The organism is Bradyrhizobium sp. USDA 4461 (assembly GCF_054055655.1).
On record NZ_JBSRXM010000001.1, the window covers coordinates 5,967,663 to 5,982,257 of the forward strand.

Consider the following 14,595-nt stretch of genomic DNA (forward strand, 5'->3'; position numbering starts at 1 on the left):
GCGATGGCGATTCCGGTGCGGACGACTGCCACGGCCTGAAGTTTCGACTTCCGAGACAGCACCAAGCAGCCGCCGGACGATGCTTGCCGCCCTGTACCGGAATCGGTCACCGGCGGCCGCGGGGTGACACCGGTCACACCGGCCGGCCGGGCCCGTCAGCATGTTTACCCAAACCCCGTAATTTCCCGTATATTGAGGTGCATTGGACCCCCGGCCTTGATGACATGACCGCTGAATTGCCGCCGAATTCGCAAGCGCCGCGTGCGTTCTCCCTCTCGATCGGCCAACTGACGTTCGGCAGCTTCCTGCTGGTGCTGGCTGTGATTATCATCACATCCACTGCCAGCGTGATCGCGATCCGCCACATCGATACGACCTTTGCCGAGCTGCAGCGGCTGCAAAGCGTCGGCGACATCGCCGAGGATATCGACCGCCGCACCAACGAGCTGCGGCTGGCGGCGCGGGACTTCGTCACCGAGCCCGGCAACCAGTCGGCCCAGGTCGCGCAGGCGGCCCAGTCGCTGAGCGAGATCCTGAAGAAGACCCGGATTGAGCTCGCGCCCGAGCAGCAGGACATGATCGACGGCGTCACGCAGCGGCTGGCGACCTATCGCAACGGGATCGAGCGGATCTCGGCGCTGCTCAGCCGTCGCGCCGAGATCGTCGCCGGGCTGCCGCCGCTGCGCGATGCGTTCGACCGCGCGGTCGCCGCGAGCAATGATGCGGCGCTGGCCAACGCGCTGTCGCAGGTCCAGAGCGGCATTGCGACTGCTTTGTTGGCGCACAACACGTCCGCTGCCGAGCACGCCGCCCAGAGCATGCGGGCGATGACCATCGCCGATCCCGCCCTGCGCAGCGCCGTCGACAATTATGCCGAGGCGATCAGCGCGATCGCGGTCCGCGAGGGCCAGATCGCCGACATCGACCGCGAGGTGCTCGGCGCCGAAGGCGTGTTGATTCAGAAGGTCACCGAGCTGTTGCGCGAGCTCAGCTCCCGTCGCGGCCATGTGCTGTCGCGCGATTTTGCGCGGACGCTGGCTGAAGCCAAATGGCAGAGCATCGTGCTCGGCACGGCGGGCGTGCTGATCGGGCTGTTCGCCGCGGTGCTGGTGGTTCGCCGCACGGTCCGGCCGCTCGCACGGATCGCAGGCTCGATCCGCAAGGTCGCGGGCGGCGAGAAGAGCGCCTTCATCCCCGGCGCCGACCTCGACAACGAGATCGGCGACATCGCGCGCGCCGCCGAGGTGTTCCGCCAGACCCTGGTCGACGCCGACAGCGCGCGCGAGGCGGCGCTGCGCGCGCTCGCCGAACAGCGGCTCGCCGAGGAGAGCTACCACAAGCTGTTCGAGGCGTCGGTCGAGGGCATCTACGTCACGACGCCGGGCGGCACGCTGCTCAACGCCAATCCGGCGCTGGCGCGGATGATGGGCTATGCCACGCCGCAGGACCTGATCAAGGGCATCGACGATATCGCCACCACCGTCTATGTCGATCCGGCGGCGCGCGAGCAATACATGCAGTTGATGCAGCGCGACGGCACGGTGCGCGACTACGAGTATCAGGTGCGCTCGAGCGACGGCACGGTGCTGTGGCTGTCGGATTCCGCGACCGTGGTGCGCAACGACGAGGGTGAGGTGGTGCGCTACGAGGGTACGGTGCGCGACATCACCGACCAGAAGCGTGCCGAAGATGCGATCGCCGAAGGCCGACGCTTGCTCCAGATGGTGATCGACACGGTGCCCGCCGTCATCAACGTCAAGGACCACGAGCTGCGCTACGTGCTGATGAACCGCTACATGGCGGGCATCTTCGGCATCGAGCCGCAGGACGCGATCGGGCAGACCACCGCCGAGCTGATGGCGCGCTACGGCGCGGCCAAGACCGACGAGAACGACAAGCGGGTGCTGTCGGCGCGGCGGGAGCTCGGCTTCTACGAAGAAGAGTACAAGGACGCCGCCGGCAACATGCGGCAATGGCTGGTCAACAAGCTGCCGATCCTGGACTCGCAGGGCGACATCGAGAACATCGTCACGGTCGCGCTCGATATCGGCGAACGCAAGCGCTCCGAGCAGGAGATGCGCAAGGCGAGGGATTCGGCGGAGGCGGCGCTGCGCAATCTCCGGGAAACCCAGAATTCGCTGATCGAGGCCGAGAAGCTCGCCGCGCTCGGCCGCCTGGTGGCCGGCGTCGCGCATGAGGTCAACAACCCCGTCGGCATCAGCCTGACGGTGGCGTCCGCGCTGGAGCGCAAGACCGCGAATTTCGCCGCCCAGGTCGAGCGCGGCGACCTCAGGCGCTCGAGCCTCAACGACTTCCTCAACACCGCGCGGGATGCCTCCTCGCAGCTGGTCGCCAATCTGAACCGCGCCGCGGAGCTCATCCAGTCGTTCAAGCAGGTCGCCGCCGACCGCAACTATTCGGATCAGCGCACCTTCGATCTCGGCGACCTCACCGAGCAGGTGGTGATGAGTTTGCGGCCCGGCTTGCGCAAGCACAATCTGACGCTCAACGTCGATTGCGAGCCGAACCTGATCATGAACTCCTATCCCGGACCGTATGGCCAGGTGCTGACCAATCTGTTCCTCAACGCGGTCGCGCATGCGTTCCCGGACGGCAAGGCCGGCGAGGTCGAGATCCAGGTGCACGCCTCCGGCAACGACTATGTCGAGGTGATCTTCGCCGACAATGGCTGCGGCATGAGCCTGGACGTCCGCCGCCGCGCCTTCGATCCGTTCTTCACGACGCGGCGCGACCAGGGCGGCACCGGGCTTGGCCTGCACATCGTCTACAGCATCGTCACCACGCGCCTCGGCGGCCGGCTCTCTCTCGATTCCGCCCCGGGCAACGGCACCCGGATCCAGATGATCCTGCCGCGCGTCGCGCCGCTGGAGCAGGCCGCGGAGTAGGGCGCGACGCCTTGCGGGCTCCTCAGGATGACGGGCTGATAGCTTTGGGTGCTAATTGATATCCGCGAGCCAGTGCAGCGTTGCGCCGAAGATCAGGCTCGCCTTGCCGACCAGCGCGGTTCCACTCATGTTGCCGCGGGTGTCGGTGAAGGTGCCGGACACGCCGATGCCGACCGGTGCCGGTCCGCCGAACAGCGGGTTGTCGGTGTCGCGCGGCGTGGTGTGGCGTTGCACGAGGATCTCGCCCTTGAACACGTCGCCCTTCACCGTGTAGCTGCCGGTGTAATACAGATAGGCGTCGCCGCCCAGAATCTGGCCGTCGCGGAAAAGAATCACTCCGCTGCCCTTGCCGACGCGTCCGTCCAGCAGGGTAACGTGGATTGAGTACAGCCCGTTCTTCATAATGTCCCATGGCCGGCTGCCGTGCCCGCAGCAATCCGGGTTGGTTTTTTATGCCAAAGCGAGCAACCTCGTGCAATGCGGCAGGTTGATTCCGGGGGTATCCGGAGTGACCATGAACCCTCGGTTCCTGCCAGGCGGTGTGACGGCGCGATGACAGCGGACCGTGCGCGCGAATCGAACTGGCCCGCGAAATGCATAGCTCTGGTTGCACTGGCCGGTGGTGCTGGAGCAACATAAATGACTGACAGGATGGAAGCTGGCGGCCGCTCGGCGGGCCGGTATGACGATCCCGGAACTTCGACCCGCCGTCGCAAACGTCGGATACGAGTGGCTTTGCCGCTTGGTCTGGTTGCGTTTGCATCGGTCGCCGCGGCGCAGCTGGCGCAGGCGCGCGATCCCGACGGCCGCTACGCCAATTCGCCGCTCAAGGAATGGTTCGACAGTCTGCGCAGCGGCAAGGGACCGTGCTGCTCCGATGCCGACGGCAGTGCGGTCAGCGATGTCGATTGGGAATCCAAAGACGGACACTATCGCGTGCGCCTCGAAGGGGCCTGGATCGACGTCCCCGACGAAGCCGTGGTCACCGAGCCCAACCGCGCCGGCCGCGCCATGGTGTGGCCGATCAAGAGCTACATGGGCGTGACGATCCGCTGCTTCATGCCGGGCAGCATGACGTAACGCTAGACGCGGCCAGATCCGCGTCATCCCTGCGCAAAGGTGATGCCTTTGCGCGGGGATGACGCGGAGAGATCTCACGCATACTTCTTGTCGCGCTCGAGCAGTTCGATCGAGATGCCCTGCGGTCCGCGGATGAAGCAGATCCGCACGCCGGGGCGGATCGTGGTCGGCTCCTTGGTGAACTCGACGCCCTTGGCCTTGATCTCGGCCGCGACCGCGTCGATGTCCTTCACCGTCAGTCCGAAATGATCGAGCCCCTGATAGGGCGTCACCGGCGGCGCGTTGACGCCGTCGCCCTGCGTCACCTCGGCGATGAAGACCTTGGCGCCGCCGAGCTGGACGTCGATGCGGCCGGGCCCACGGATGATCTCGCCGCCGAGAATGTCGCGCAGCCAGGTCGCGGTGGCCTCGGGATCGGGACTGCGCAGATGGACGTGGTCCCAGGTGACGACGGGCATTGCGAAACTCCTTGTTGTTCTCGCGCGGTTTGGGAACGCGGCACTCGCTCTCGGGCGGCGCGAATTTAGCGATCGGCCGCCTGGGATGCCATCCCTCCGCCCGAGCAATCGCAAGATTGTCGTCCCGGGATGAAACCATTCCGATGGTCGGCGATTGTTCTCGCGTGGCCGCTCGACCTGCGGCCGTCTCTACAGACCTGCTTTATGGGTGGCGGCGCAATCGGGCGTCGAGGGTGAGGGCACGACGATGCGGATCGGCCTGGCGTCGTTTCGAAGGGTGGCCGCCGGACGTCAGGGCGGCTTCTACGCCAGCCTGCTGCTGCCGTTGATCGCGCTCGCCGGGATTGGTGCCTGGTTCATGCTGCCCGAGCCCAGCGACGCCGGCGACCACGATGCCTCGCCGGTGTCACCCGCCATCGTCCGCAGCGCGGCGGACGCGCCCGCCCAGACTGCCAAGGATGCGCCCAAGGATTCGCCCAGGGACGCGCGCAAGGATGCGCCGGCCACAGCCGCAGATGAGCCGGCCACGGTCGGCGTGGCCACAGCGCAGCCGGCCGAGGAGACGAGGCCGTCCGCGCCGGGCGTCGAGCGGTCGCCGCTCGACAAGCTGCGGATCGCCTCGCAATCTTTTCAGCGCGGTGGGCTGGGTTCGAAGGCGCTGGTCACCTTGACGCTGCGCAACGCCAATGATTTCGCGGTCAAGGATATCGAGATCGCCTGCGCCTTCATCCGTCGGGACGGCAGCCCCATGACCGAGCGGAAGCGGCTGATCCCGGATACCATCGGCATGAGGAGCCGCAAGACCTATCCCCGGATGTTAATCGGGTTCGTCAATGTTAACGCGAACAAGGCGAAATGTACGGTCGTGACCGCCAGTCGCGCCTAAACCCTGCATCTCGAAAAAGTGACTGGGAATTGACTTCCCGGGTGAACCGCAACGGCGAGGCAGGAACTAACTAATAAGCCGACCGTTAGAGAACGACCCGGAAGCGCGGGATGGCGACTATCCGGGTGATCATGCGCAGACGACGATTTCGCCCGCGCGATGACTGATGTCGTCGCGCCGAGATGAACCGCGCCCGGTGCGCGGGGGGAGCTACCAAGATGCCTGTGGCGCGTTATTTCCTGTATGTTGGTGGCGTGCTGCTGGCGCTGCTCTTCGTCGTCAACGCCGTGGTGCCGCAGGAGGCCACGATTCCCGGCCCAAGCCAGACCGTCTCGTCGCCGGGCGTCGACAAGACCATGGTGCGCATCAGGTCGGCTCAGAAATTGCCGGAGCGGGTGGTGTATGACACCAGCCTGCCGACCATCGTGCCGGCGCAGGTCAATGCGGTTGCCGCAGCGGCCCCGTCGGTTGCCGGCGACGCGCAGGCCCGCGTCCGCAACACATTTGCCGAGTTCATCCCGCCGGAAAAGGCTGACGCGAACAAGGTCGTGGCCGAGGCGAAGCCGGTTCAGGCCCAGCCGCAGGCACCCAAGAAGCGCAAGGTCGCGCGTTACCATGCCCATCCGCAGCAGCCGATGCGGCTGGCCCAGCCCGGCATGTATCAGCCCTACCGTGTCGCGCAGCAGCAGCCGCGCATGGGCTTCTTCGGCGGCTTCGGCACCTGGTAGCAGGGCCGCTTCGGCAATCGACACGCCGCCGCAAACACTTGCGGCGGCATTTTCATGTGTCGATCGGCGCGCCTAGCGCGGCAGGCGCGGAATCTTGTCGGCGAAGCCGTTGTAGCAGGTCAGCCGCTCGTCCTCTTCCTTCACGAAGCGGCATTCGTTGACGCCCTTGGCAGGGGTGGCCGTCGGCTTCGGCTGCGGCTTGAAGATCTCGTCGTAGCAGATCAGCCGCTCCTTGGTGGCGTCGTCGATGTCCTGACAGGCCTGGAGCTTCTGCGCCACCGATTGCGGCTTGCCGGCAGCGGGCGGCTTCTCGCCCTTCCTGGCGGCCTGCTTCTTGCCGACCTGGACCAGCGGCTTGTCGCCGACCATCGGCTGCGTCGCCGCCGCCGGCTTGTCGGCGGGCGCTGGGGCTGGAGTGGTGCCTTGAGCAAGCGCGGCAGCCGGGCAGAGGAGCGCCAGCGCGAGGATGATATGTCTCATGGTGAAAATGTCCGAAATGGGCGTGATGACCGGAAGGATGGCGCCGGGGATCGGAAAAGCCCGGCAAGCGCCGAGGCTTATCGCAAGTCTTGCCCGAATCCTACCCCCAGACGCGATCCGTGCTGCACCGATCCACCGGGCAAATACGGGCAAATCGTCGCTTTGCGGCAGCCAGGAAGCGCCAAGGGATATCAGCCAGGGGAGCATGATTTGCCTTTGCCGGGCGGGGCGGCTATGACCACGCCATCTGCGCGACTGGCGCTTGGATGGACCACCATCGGGGAGCGCAGAGACTGAACGCCGCGCGCCTGGGCACCGCTTCGAAACGGAGGTGCCATGACGGCGAAACTTCTCGATGGGCATGCCCATGCCCGGATTGTCATCGACAAAATTGCCAGTGAACTTGACCGGCTGCCGCGCGCGCCGGGGCTTGCGGTCGTGCTGGTCGGCTGCGACCCGGCGAGCCAGATCTATGTGCAGAGCAAGGTCAGGATGGCCGAGCGGCTCGGCCTGCACGGCGCGGTCGAACGCCTGCCGGACGATTGCAGCGAGGCCGATCTGCTGGCCAGGATCGAGGGGCTCAATGCGCGCGACGATATCGACGGCATCCTGATCCAGCTGCCGCTGCCGGCGCATATCGACGCGCTGCGCGTGATGGCGGCGGTCGATCCCGCGAAGGATGTCGACGGCCTGCACGCGCTGAACGCCGGCCGGCTGTTTCACGGCGACGATGCGCTGGTGCCGTGCACGCCGCTCGGCTGCCTCCGGCTGATCAAGTCGATTCGACCGGATCTCACCGGCGCTCATGCCGTGGTGATCGGCAGCTCCAATATCGTCGGCAAGCCGATGGCCGCGCTGCTGCTGCAGGAGCAGGCGACCGTGACACAGACCCACATCCACACCCGCGGCATCAGCCGGATCTGCCGTCAGGCCGATATCCTGGTCAGCGCGGTAGGCAAGGCGGGCCTGGTGCGCGGCGACTGGATCAAGCCGCAGGCCATCGTGATCGACGTCGGCACCACGCGCGTCGAGAAGCCGGACGGCGGCTACGCGGTGCGCGGCGACGTCTCCTTCGAGGAAGCGGTGCAGGTCGCCGGTGCGATCACGCCGGTGCCGCGCGGCGTCGGCCCGATGACCATCGCCTGCCTGATGGAGAACACGGTGAAGGCCGCCACGGCGAGGGTGAAGGCGAGGGCGGCGCGGCCGCATTAGCGCAGGATGCTCGGAGCGATGCGCGAGCGGTCGGTGCTGCTCGCGTCTCGTGGCTCCGCTTGGATATTCCGTGCGCGAAGTTGATGACCTCGCAGGTAATGGAAAGCCTGCAGCATTGGTCTATCGTCGCGCGACACACGGAGGCGCACGATGCTGTATGCGGAAGATCTCACCGAGGGAATGACCTTCAAGCTTGGCCGCTACACCATCGGCGAGGCCGAAATCCTCGAGTTCGCCGGGAAATATGATCCGGTGCCGATCCACACCGATCCCGTCGCGGCTGCGGCGGGTCCGTTCGGCGGCCTGATCGCAAGCGGCTTCAACACCATTGCGATCTATCAGCGGCTGGCCGTGGAGGCGATCTGGAGCAAGGTGGCGGGCATCGTCGGACGGAGCTTCGAGATACGCCTGCCGAGCCCGGTACGCCCGGGAGCCACGCTGACTGGCCAATCGGAGATCCAGAAGATCACCATCAGGCCGGAGCGGCGCGATGCCGTCGTGATCTTCAAGACCGAGCTGGTCAACGACGAGCAGCGGCCGGTTCTTGTCCTCGTGCTCGACGCGCTGATCCACATGCGGCCGGCGGAGCGGGAGCGGGCATAGGTTTCGCCCGGATTGGTCTGGCCGCTCCGCAATGCCGCGGCTACCATGGCAAACCTGCGGCCGAACTGAAGCGCATCTTTGATGCTGCCGCGTCTGGCCGCCGGAGCATTCGGTTCGACGATGTGCGCGGACGTGAAAAGCAACAGGCAGAAGCGCGGGGAAATCGACGCGAAACGGCGCAAGGCCGACGAATGGCTGCGCCTGCAGGCGCAGAAGGCTGCCGAGCAGCGTCGCCAGCGCGACTACAAGATCGCGCTGGCGCGCGACGAGGTTGCCGTGCTGACGAGCGCGCTTGCGCCCTCGAACAGCTATTCGACACCCGATTTCGTCTTGCGGGGCACCTATCGGCCCGAGCCCTTCGTCTGCAAGGACTGCGGCGTGGCCGAGGTCTGGACGCCGTTGCAGCAGAAATGGTGGTACGAGACCGCCAAGGGTGACGTGTTCACCAAGGCCGTGCGCTGCCGGGCCTGCCGCACCAAGGAGCGCGCACGCAAATCCGCCGCGCGCCGCGTGCATCTGGATGGGCTCGCCGGGAAGAAGAAGTCTTCCGCCACATGAGTGGCGGGCAGGTGTGACGCCGCGCCGCACCTCTCACGTCGATGCACCGGGAACCCGCGCGCCTGCGGTCAATGCGTCGCGCGGGCGGAACGTTTCGTGGCCTGATCGGTTCGAGACCTTGAAGCCCCCAGACGCGGGGTGCGGGCCGGGAGGAGCCAGCCAGGGAAACATTCAGGGCCGGAACCAAAAGAAGGAGCAGCGGATGAAGCTTAATTCCACCCAAGTCAAACAGACCATGACGCAACTGAACGCGCAGGTGCTTCCGGATGATCATCCCGCCGTGGCGCAACTCAACAGCGTGTTCGGCGAGCACACGTTCTTCGTCGATACCAGCGGCCTCAAGGTGCTCGAACCCGCGCAGAGCTCCGACATGTCAGGACAGACCGGCGAGGTGGTGAGCCTTGCCGAATGGAGCGACCCGGAGCTGACATCGCTGCGGCCGCACGAGCCCGAGCCGACCGGCGTGCTCATCGCGCTCGAACCCAGCAAGCACTAAGTGAAGCAACGTCGACGATCGGCTCTCTTGATGGTGACAGTCTCCGACGTCTCCTCAAGAGGTGCCGAAAGTCACATGGCAAATCAGCGCCGCCTGCGTATGCATCGGTTCGGGGTGGGTATCCAGGCGGTGAGGGGCAGATGGGGATTGTGCGGCGCTGGAGCCCTGACGAGGATGACAAGCTCAGAGAGCTCGCCAGGGCCGGCAAGAATGCACTGGAGATCAGCAACGAACTGACCCGTAGCGCATCGGCGGTGCGTCGACGCGCCGAGGTGCTGTCCGTCCTTATCATGGCCAAGGCGTTTCGCGCCCGCCCGTCGCATGTCGCGACCCATCTCGAGCGGGTCGCGATCGACGCGATCCGCAACCGCCGTTCGTTTCCCGCGGGCGTCGGCCCGAGCACCATTGCCGGAATGATCGAGAAGGGCTGGATCGTCCCGGAGTTGGGCCGTCGATACCGCGTCACCGATGCCGGCACGGAGGCGGTGCGGCGGAAGATTCCGAGCGGCTGAAGTCAGCGCAGCAACGGTTCGCGCCAGATTATTTGAGTTCGTCTGCGAGATTTCGCGCCCGAGACGGCTATCCCATCCGTTCAATCGTCGGAGGCGCGACGACCGGGGTCTCCGCGTGTCCCTCCAGCCGCCCGTGTGATTACGCCGATGCTCACCGCCCAGTTTGCTCCAGCCGACCGGTACCAGCGTTTCACCGATCTTGCGCCGTTCGTTCGCGAGGCGATCGGCACCATCGCGGCGTTGACCCCGGCACAGCGGCTGGATGTGGAATTCCTCGAACGGGAGTTCATCCCTGCGCTGGGGCTCAATGACGAGCTGCTGCGCGAGCAGCCGCCCGAGCTTGCGCCGTATTTCGGCAGGGGCCTCCACCTCTGGCAGTATCCGAGCCAGCTCGCGCCCTATCTGGCCTGGCTTGCGCGCAACGCCTCCGGCGTTTCCTCCTACATGGAGATCGGCTGCCGCTGGGGCGGCATGTTCATCCTGGTTACGGAATGGCTCAGGACCAGCGGTGCCGACCTCAAGACCGTGATCGCGCTCGATCCGATCGCGCCGACGCCGTTCATCTCGACCTATTTCGATCTGCTGCAACAGCAGGCCGCTGTCGAGCCGATCTACATACAGGACTTTTCAACCTCGCCGCTGGTCGCGGCGCATGTCGAGCAGCTGAAGCCCGACCTCGTCTTCATCGACGGCGATCACAGCCTGCGCGGCGCGTTGCAGGATCACCTGCTGGTGCGCACGCATGCCGGCATCATCGTGCATCACGACATCCATTCCCAGGCCTGCCCGGATACGACACTGCTCTGGACGGCGTTGAAGCAGTTCGAGGCGCCGAGCTTCGATATGGTCGAGTTCACCAGCCAGTATCCGTCCGTCAACGGCTCGTTCCTCGGCATCGGCGCCATGAAGCGCCGACAAGCGCAGCCGTAGGAACGGAGAAGCCGGGCGATCGTGCGATCGCGACGTCGCCGGCCGCTAACCCAGATTCAATTTGCCCTTGTCGCCGCCGGCCCAGGCCAGGGTCTTCGGGTCCATCACGCGGAACCAGAGCCACGGGATCGCGGCGAGCCCGAACATGCCGGTGTAGCCGTTCGGCAGCCGCGGGATGTCGTCGAAATCGCGCAGCGATTGGTAGGGCCGCATCGGGTTGGCGTGATGATCCGAATGGCGTTGCAGATGGAACGTCATCAGGTTCGAGACGATGTGGTTGGTGTTCCAGGAGTGGCGCGGCTCGACTGCCTGATAGCGGCCGTTCGGCAGCTTCTCGCGCAACAGCCCGTAGTGCTCGACATAATTGGCCTGGGTCAGCGCGTACCAGCCGAGGAAGTGGTGCGCGACGATGAACGGCGCGACCTTCCAGCCGAACAGCGCGATCAGGACGGCGGCGACGACGAGCGTCAGCGCAAAGCCCTGCAGGATCTCGTTGTCGACCGACCATACCGGCTCGCCGCGCCGCGTCAGCCGTTCGGCCTCGTTGCGCCAGCCGCGCCTGAAGGCGCCCGGCAGCTCGCGGGTTGCGAAGGCATAGATCGATTCACCGAACCGCGCGCTGGCTGGATCTTCGGGGGTCGCGACCCAGGTGTGATGACCGCGATTGTGCTCGACGCGGAAATGCGCGTAACCGACCGCGCAGTTGGCGAGCATGCCGAACAGGATGTTGAGCCGGTCGGCCTTGTGGCCGAGCTCGTGCCCGATGAGGAGCGCGCCGCCATTGATGGTGCCGACGCCGAGCAGCAGCGCGACGTAGGACCACCACGGCAATTCCTGGGTGCCGAAGAAGGCGATCAGGGCGACGTAGTTGATCCAGGGAAACACCACGGTGATGCGCGCAAGCCGCAGGTAATAGGGATCGGCCTCCATCGCGGCGACGACTTCCGCCGGGGGATTGTGGGTATCCTCGCCGAACACGACGTCGAGCAGCGGGATCAGGATGAAGATGAAGACGAAGGGGATCAGCGTCACCAGCGGATCGTGCGTCTGCAGATACCACCAGTAGGACAGCAGCGGGATCAGCGGCGGGATGAATGACAGCATCCACAGATAGCGCTTGCCGTCCCGGTATTCGACCGGTTCGCCGGCCGCATTGGTGCCTTTGAAGATCATCGCATTCCCTCCAGCATCGCTTCGAGTCGGCATTCGCCGTTGTTGTGCGGAGCATGCCGCGAGGCAGGCCTGCGCCGCCAGTTCCCAACAGGCCAAATTTGTGGCATTTTGCGCCAAGCCTGTTCGGCCGGACGTTCGCGAGGGAGGGTGCCGACACAATGCAGGGATCGGAGGCCGATGCCCTTCGCACGCCGGTGTCCGCGGCCTACGCACGGGCGCTGGTGCGCACCTTCGGCAAGACGCGGAGCGAGCGCGACGAGCTGCTGGCCGGCACGGCAATCCAGCAGGATGCGCTCGACCAGCCCGGCGCGCACATGCCGGTGTCGTCGCTGGTGATGCTCGCCGCCAATATCACGCGGCTGCATGGCGAGCTGTGGCCGCTGTCGGCCGCGGCGGTGTGGTCGACGTCGCTGCAAGGGGCACTCGACGTCGCGACCCGGACGGCGCCGACCATCGAAGGCGCGTTGAGCATCGGCGCACGCTTCGGGTCGACCCGCGCGCCTTTCATCCGCAACCGACTGCGCCGGACCGCGCGCGCAATCCAGATCGAGATTACGCCTGCCGTTGCGATGGACGACCCGCTCTGGCGCGCCGTGGCGCTGGCAGTGAGCCTCAACGTGCACGCGGTGTATGTGCAGCTGCTCGAGGACGCGATCGGGCAGGCGACGCTTGAATTTCCCTGGGCTCCGCCCGCCGGCGCCGAGCGGCTGGCGCCGCATTTTGCCTGCGCGGTGAAGTTCAACGCGGCCGCCTTCCGCTTCGATGTGCCGAAGGAGCTTTGCGGTCGGGCGTCGCCGTTTGCCGATCCGGAATTGCAGGCCAAGGCGATCGAAGCGCTCGAGGCGATCGAGAGGCCGCGCTCGGATGCCGAGGCGCTGACGCGGGCCGTCGAGAACCTGATCGCATCGCGCCTGCCGCATCGCCTCGGCGAGGAAGAGGCCGCGCGCCTGATCGGCACCTCGCGCCGCACCCTGGTGCGGCGGCTCGCGGAGGCCGACGTCGCCTTCCGCCCGCTGCTCGACGCCGTGCTGCGCGAGCGCGCGAAGGCGATGCTCGCGGCAGGCACCCAGTCACGCGACGAGATGGCGGCGGCGCTGGGCTACACGGATGCGACGAGCTTCAGCCGGGCGTGCCGGCGGTGGTTTGGGGAGAGGGCCGCGCGGGGATAGCAGGCCGCGGTTCGCGCGGGCCCGAAACCTCGCGGACAGCACGCGGAACGAGCTACGCCGGTCCCCTCAATGCGTATGCAGGGCGTCGTAGGCGTGGGCACAAAACACGGCGGCGCTGAGCAGCAGCAGCGCGACAATGGTCACTTCCATCATGACACTTCCCCGCAATTTCTTTGATTATTTGGGGGAGGCTAGCGGCCAAATGTTTCCGCCCGGTTTCGTCGGCTGCTGAAAATGGTTTCGTGGCCTGCCGTCTGACCAATGGCGCGCTCGGAGAGATTCGAACTCCCGACCCTCGGAATCGAAATCCGATGCTCTATCCAGCTGAGCTACGAGCGCGTTGCGGGTCGATTATCAGACTTGCGCTGACAGGGCCAGCCGGGACGCCTTAGCGTCCCGTTGCCCCATCGGCCTGCCGCGGGACCTCAGAAGCAGGGATGCCGGCGGCGGTCCTGGCCGATATAGGCGGCCGAGCCCTGGTAGCACTTGTTGGTCGACGGGCCGTCGTAATAGGCGAAGCTGCCCGGGGACGGGCCGGGGCCGTAATTGTGCAGGTAGCTGATGTGGTAGGGCAGGCCGTAATAAGCGTGCCGGTAGTGGTGATGCCGGTGGTGCGGATAGACCGTGAGGTCGGCGGCAACTGCGGGGGTCAGGGCCGGGACGGCCAGGGAAACAGTCAGGACGAGCGCGGCGAAAAGTTTGGTCTTGGTCATTGGCGGCCTCCGGGCATTCACGCTGGAATCGGCTTCTCGGCCGGTCCCAAGCCATCATTTAACCCGGAATCGGGGCCGAAAGCTGCGGGAAATCAGCCACAGCGCGCCAAATTTTGCCTTTTTGCGGATGCTTAACGGATTGCCAACACAGTCCGGCCAGAGTCTTGCGGTCAGGTCCGCCCGGGCCGTCTTTCCCTCGGTTTAGAACATTTCATGCGCATCACGCCCCTTGTCGCCCTGCTGCTCTCGGTCCTGGCGGTCACGCCGGCACGGGCCGTGCTGCACATCACGCGCGATCATGGCGGCTATGTCGAGGAATACAAGGCCAAGTACAAGCAGATCCGCGACCGCCGCGAGCGCGTCGTGATCGACGGCATCTGCAACTCGGCCTGCACGCTGGTGTTCGGCATCGTGCCGTTGAACAAGATCTGCGTGACGCCGAAGGCCAGCATCGGCTTCCACCAGGCCTATTACGACAAGGCCTTCACCTTCGGCATCAAGGTCACCAGCCTCGAGGGCACATCCGACCTGATGTCCTATTATCCCGATACGGTGAAGGACTGGATCCGCCGCAATGGCGGGCTGACCACCGAGATGAAGAAGATCAAGAACGGGGTCGATCTCTGGAAGATCGTCGATCCCTGTCCGGAAGAGTGGTAGGCGCGGGCGCCCTCGGGATCTCCCTCAGCTC

General features: G+C 65.8%; 17 protein-coding genes, 1 tRNA gene and 1 riboswitch. Of the genes, 12 read left to right on the top strand and 6 right to left on the bottom strand.

Translation table 11 applies throughout. From position 1 onward, the window contains the following. The first annotated feature begins 224 nt into the window (after positions 1-224). Positions 225-2,906 (top strand): PAS domain S-box protein, encoded by a 2,682-nt coding sequence (locus tag ACVINW_RS27920; protein WP_456754247.1) that lies wholly within the window; start codon positions 225-227, stop codon positions 2,904-2,906. Positions 2,907-2,957: 51 nt separating this feature from the next. Here ACVINW_RS27920 and ACVINW_RS27925 read toward each other — a convergent pair whose 3' ends face one another. Then, the gene (locus ACVINW_RS27925; RefSeq protein WP_456754248.1) at positions 2,958-3,308 is read right to left on the bottom strand and encodes a GrlR family regulatory protein; all 351 of its coding nucleotides are present in this window, start codon (positions 3,306-3,308) and stop codon (positions 2,958-2,960) included. A gap of 237 nt (positions 3,309-3,545) precedes the next feature. Between ACVINW_RS27925 and ACVINW_RS27930 the strand changes: the two genes are divergently transcribed. Beyond that, positions 3,546-3,986: a hypothetical protein gene (locus tag ACVINW_RS27930; protein ID WP_456754249.1), complete on the top strand. Its 441-nt coding sequence runs from the start codon at positions 3,546-3,548 to the stop codon at positions 3,984-3,986. A gap of 74 nt (positions 3,987-4,060) precedes the next feature. Here the strand turns inward: ACVINW_RS27930 and ACVINW_RS27935 are convergent, their stop codons facing one another. Further along, positions 4,061-4,444 carry a VOC family protein gene (locus ACVINW_RS27935; protein ID WP_456754250.1) on the bottom strand — a complete coding sequence of 128 codons (384 nt, stop codon included), beginning with the start codon at positions 4,442-4,444 and terminating at the stop codon, positions 4,061-4,063. A 247-nt stretch (positions 4,445-4,691) separates the two neighbouring features. Here ACVINW_RS27935 and ACVINW_RS27940 point away from each other — a divergent pair, with 247 nt between their 5' ends. Beyond that, positions 4,692-5,330, top strand: coding sequence for a hypothetical protein (locus ACVINW_RS27940; RefSeq protein WP_456754251.1), 639 nt, complete (start codon positions 4,692-4,694; stop codon positions 5,328-5,330). Between the two features lie 218 nt (positions 5,331-5,548). After that, positions 5,549-6,058 (top strand): hypothetical protein, encoded by a 510-nt coding sequence (locus ACVINW_RS27945; protein WP_456754252.1) that lies wholly within the window; start codon positions 5,549-5,551, stop codon positions 6,056-6,058. A gap of 72 nt (positions 6,059-6,130) precedes the next feature. Here the strand turns inward: ACVINW_RS27945 and ACVINW_RS27950 are convergent, their stop codons facing one another. Beyond that, positions 6,131-6,538 carry a hypothetical protein gene (locus ACVINW_RS27950; RefSeq protein ID WP_456754253.1) on the bottom strand — a complete coding sequence of 136 codons (408 nt, stop codon included), beginning with the start codon at positions 6,536-6,538 and terminating at the stop codon, positions 6,131-6,133. Positions 6,539-6,779: 241 nt separating this feature from the next. Continuing rightward, a riboswitch (ZMP/ZTP riboswitch) is annotated at positions 6,780-6,859 on the top strand. A 15-nt stretch (positions 6,860-6,874) separates the two neighbouring features. Between ACVINW_RS27950 and ACVINW_RS27955 the strand changes: the two genes are divergently transcribed. From ACVINW_RS27955 to ACVINW_RS27980, 6 genes are all read left to right on the top strand, one after another. After that, positions 6,875-7,750 (top strand): bifunctional 5,10-methylenetetrahydrofolate dehydrogenase/5,10-methenyltetrahydrofolate cyclohydrolase, encoded by an 876-nt coding sequence (locus tag ACVINW_RS27955; RefSeq protein ID WP_456754254.1) that lies wholly within the window; start codon positions 6,875-6,877, stop codon positions 7,748-7,750. Between the two features lie 150 nt (positions 7,751-7,900). Beyond that, entirely contained in the window at positions 7,901-8,353 is a 453-nt protein-coding gene (locus tag ACVINW_RS27960; RefSeq protein WP_456754255.1) for a MaoC/PaaZ C-terminal domain-containing protein, read from the top strand. An 81-nt stretch (positions 8,354-8,434) separates the two neighbouring features. Further along, positions 8,435-8,911: a zinc-ribbon domain containing protein gene (locus ACVINW_RS27965; RefSeq protein WP_456754256.1), complete on the top strand. Its 477-nt coding sequence runs from the start codon at positions 8,435-8,437 to the stop codon at positions 8,909-8,911. 202 nt (positions 8,912-9,113) lie between these two features. Continuing rightward, on the top strand, positions 9,114-9,407 hold the full coding sequence (locus ACVINW_RS27970) for a hypothetical protein (protein WP_456754257.1): 294 nt from the start codon (positions 9,114-9,116) through the stop codon (positions 9,405-9,407). Between the two features lie 140 nt (positions 9,408-9,547). After that, positions 9,548-9,919, top strand: a complete 372-nt coding sequence (locus ACVINW_RS27975) for a hypothetical protein (protein ID WP_456754258.1) — start codon at positions 9,548-9,550, stop codon at positions 9,917-9,919. 147 nt (positions 9,920-10,066) lie between these two features. Beyond that, positions 10,067-10,849 carry a hypothetical protein gene (locus ACVINW_RS27980; protein ID WP_456754259.1) on the top strand — a complete coding sequence of 261 codons (783 nt, stop codon included), beginning with the start codon at positions 10,067-10,069 and terminating at the stop codon, positions 10,847-10,849. Positions 10,850-10,894: 45 nt separating this feature from the next. Here ACVINW_RS27980 and ACVINW_RS27985 read toward each other — a convergent pair whose 3' ends face one another. Beyond that, positions 10,895-12,022 carry an alkane 1-monooxygenase gene (locus ACVINW_RS27985; protein WP_456754260.1) on the bottom strand — a complete coding sequence of 376 codons (1,128 nt, stop codon included), beginning with the start codon at positions 12,020-12,022 and terminating at the stop codon, positions 10,895-10,897. Between the two features lie 158 nt (positions 12,023-12,180). On the opposite strand from ACVINW_RS27985, the gene ACVINW_RS27990 reads away from it, so the two are divergent. After that, the gene (locus tag ACVINW_RS27990; RefSeq protein WP_456754261.1) at positions 12,181-13,191 is read left to right on the top strand and encodes a helix-turn-helix domain-containing protein; all 1,011 of its coding nucleotides are present in this window, start codon (positions 12,181-12,183) and stop codon (positions 13,189-13,191) included. A gap of 262 nt (positions 13,192-13,453) precedes the next feature. Here ACVINW_RS27990 and ACVINW_RS27995 read toward each other — a convergent pair. Then, positions 13,454-13,530, bottom strand: a tRNA-Arg gene (locus ACVINW_RS27995). An 86-nt stretch (positions 13,531-13,616) separates the two neighbouring features. Beyond that, positions 13,617-13,904, bottom strand: a complete 288-nt coding sequence (locus ACVINW_RS28000; protein WP_456754262.1) for a hypothetical protein — start codon at positions 13,902-13,904, stop codon at positions 13,617-13,619. 213 nt (positions 13,905-14,117) lie between these two features. On the opposite strand from ACVINW_RS28000, the gene ACVINW_RS28005 reads away from it, so the two are divergent. After that, on the top strand, positions 14,118-14,564 hold the full coding sequence (locus ACVINW_RS28005; protein ID WP_021080599.1) for a hypothetical protein: 447 nt from the start codon (positions 14,118-14,120) through the stop codon (positions 14,562-14,564). Positions 14,565-14,595 lie beyond the last annotated feature (31 nt).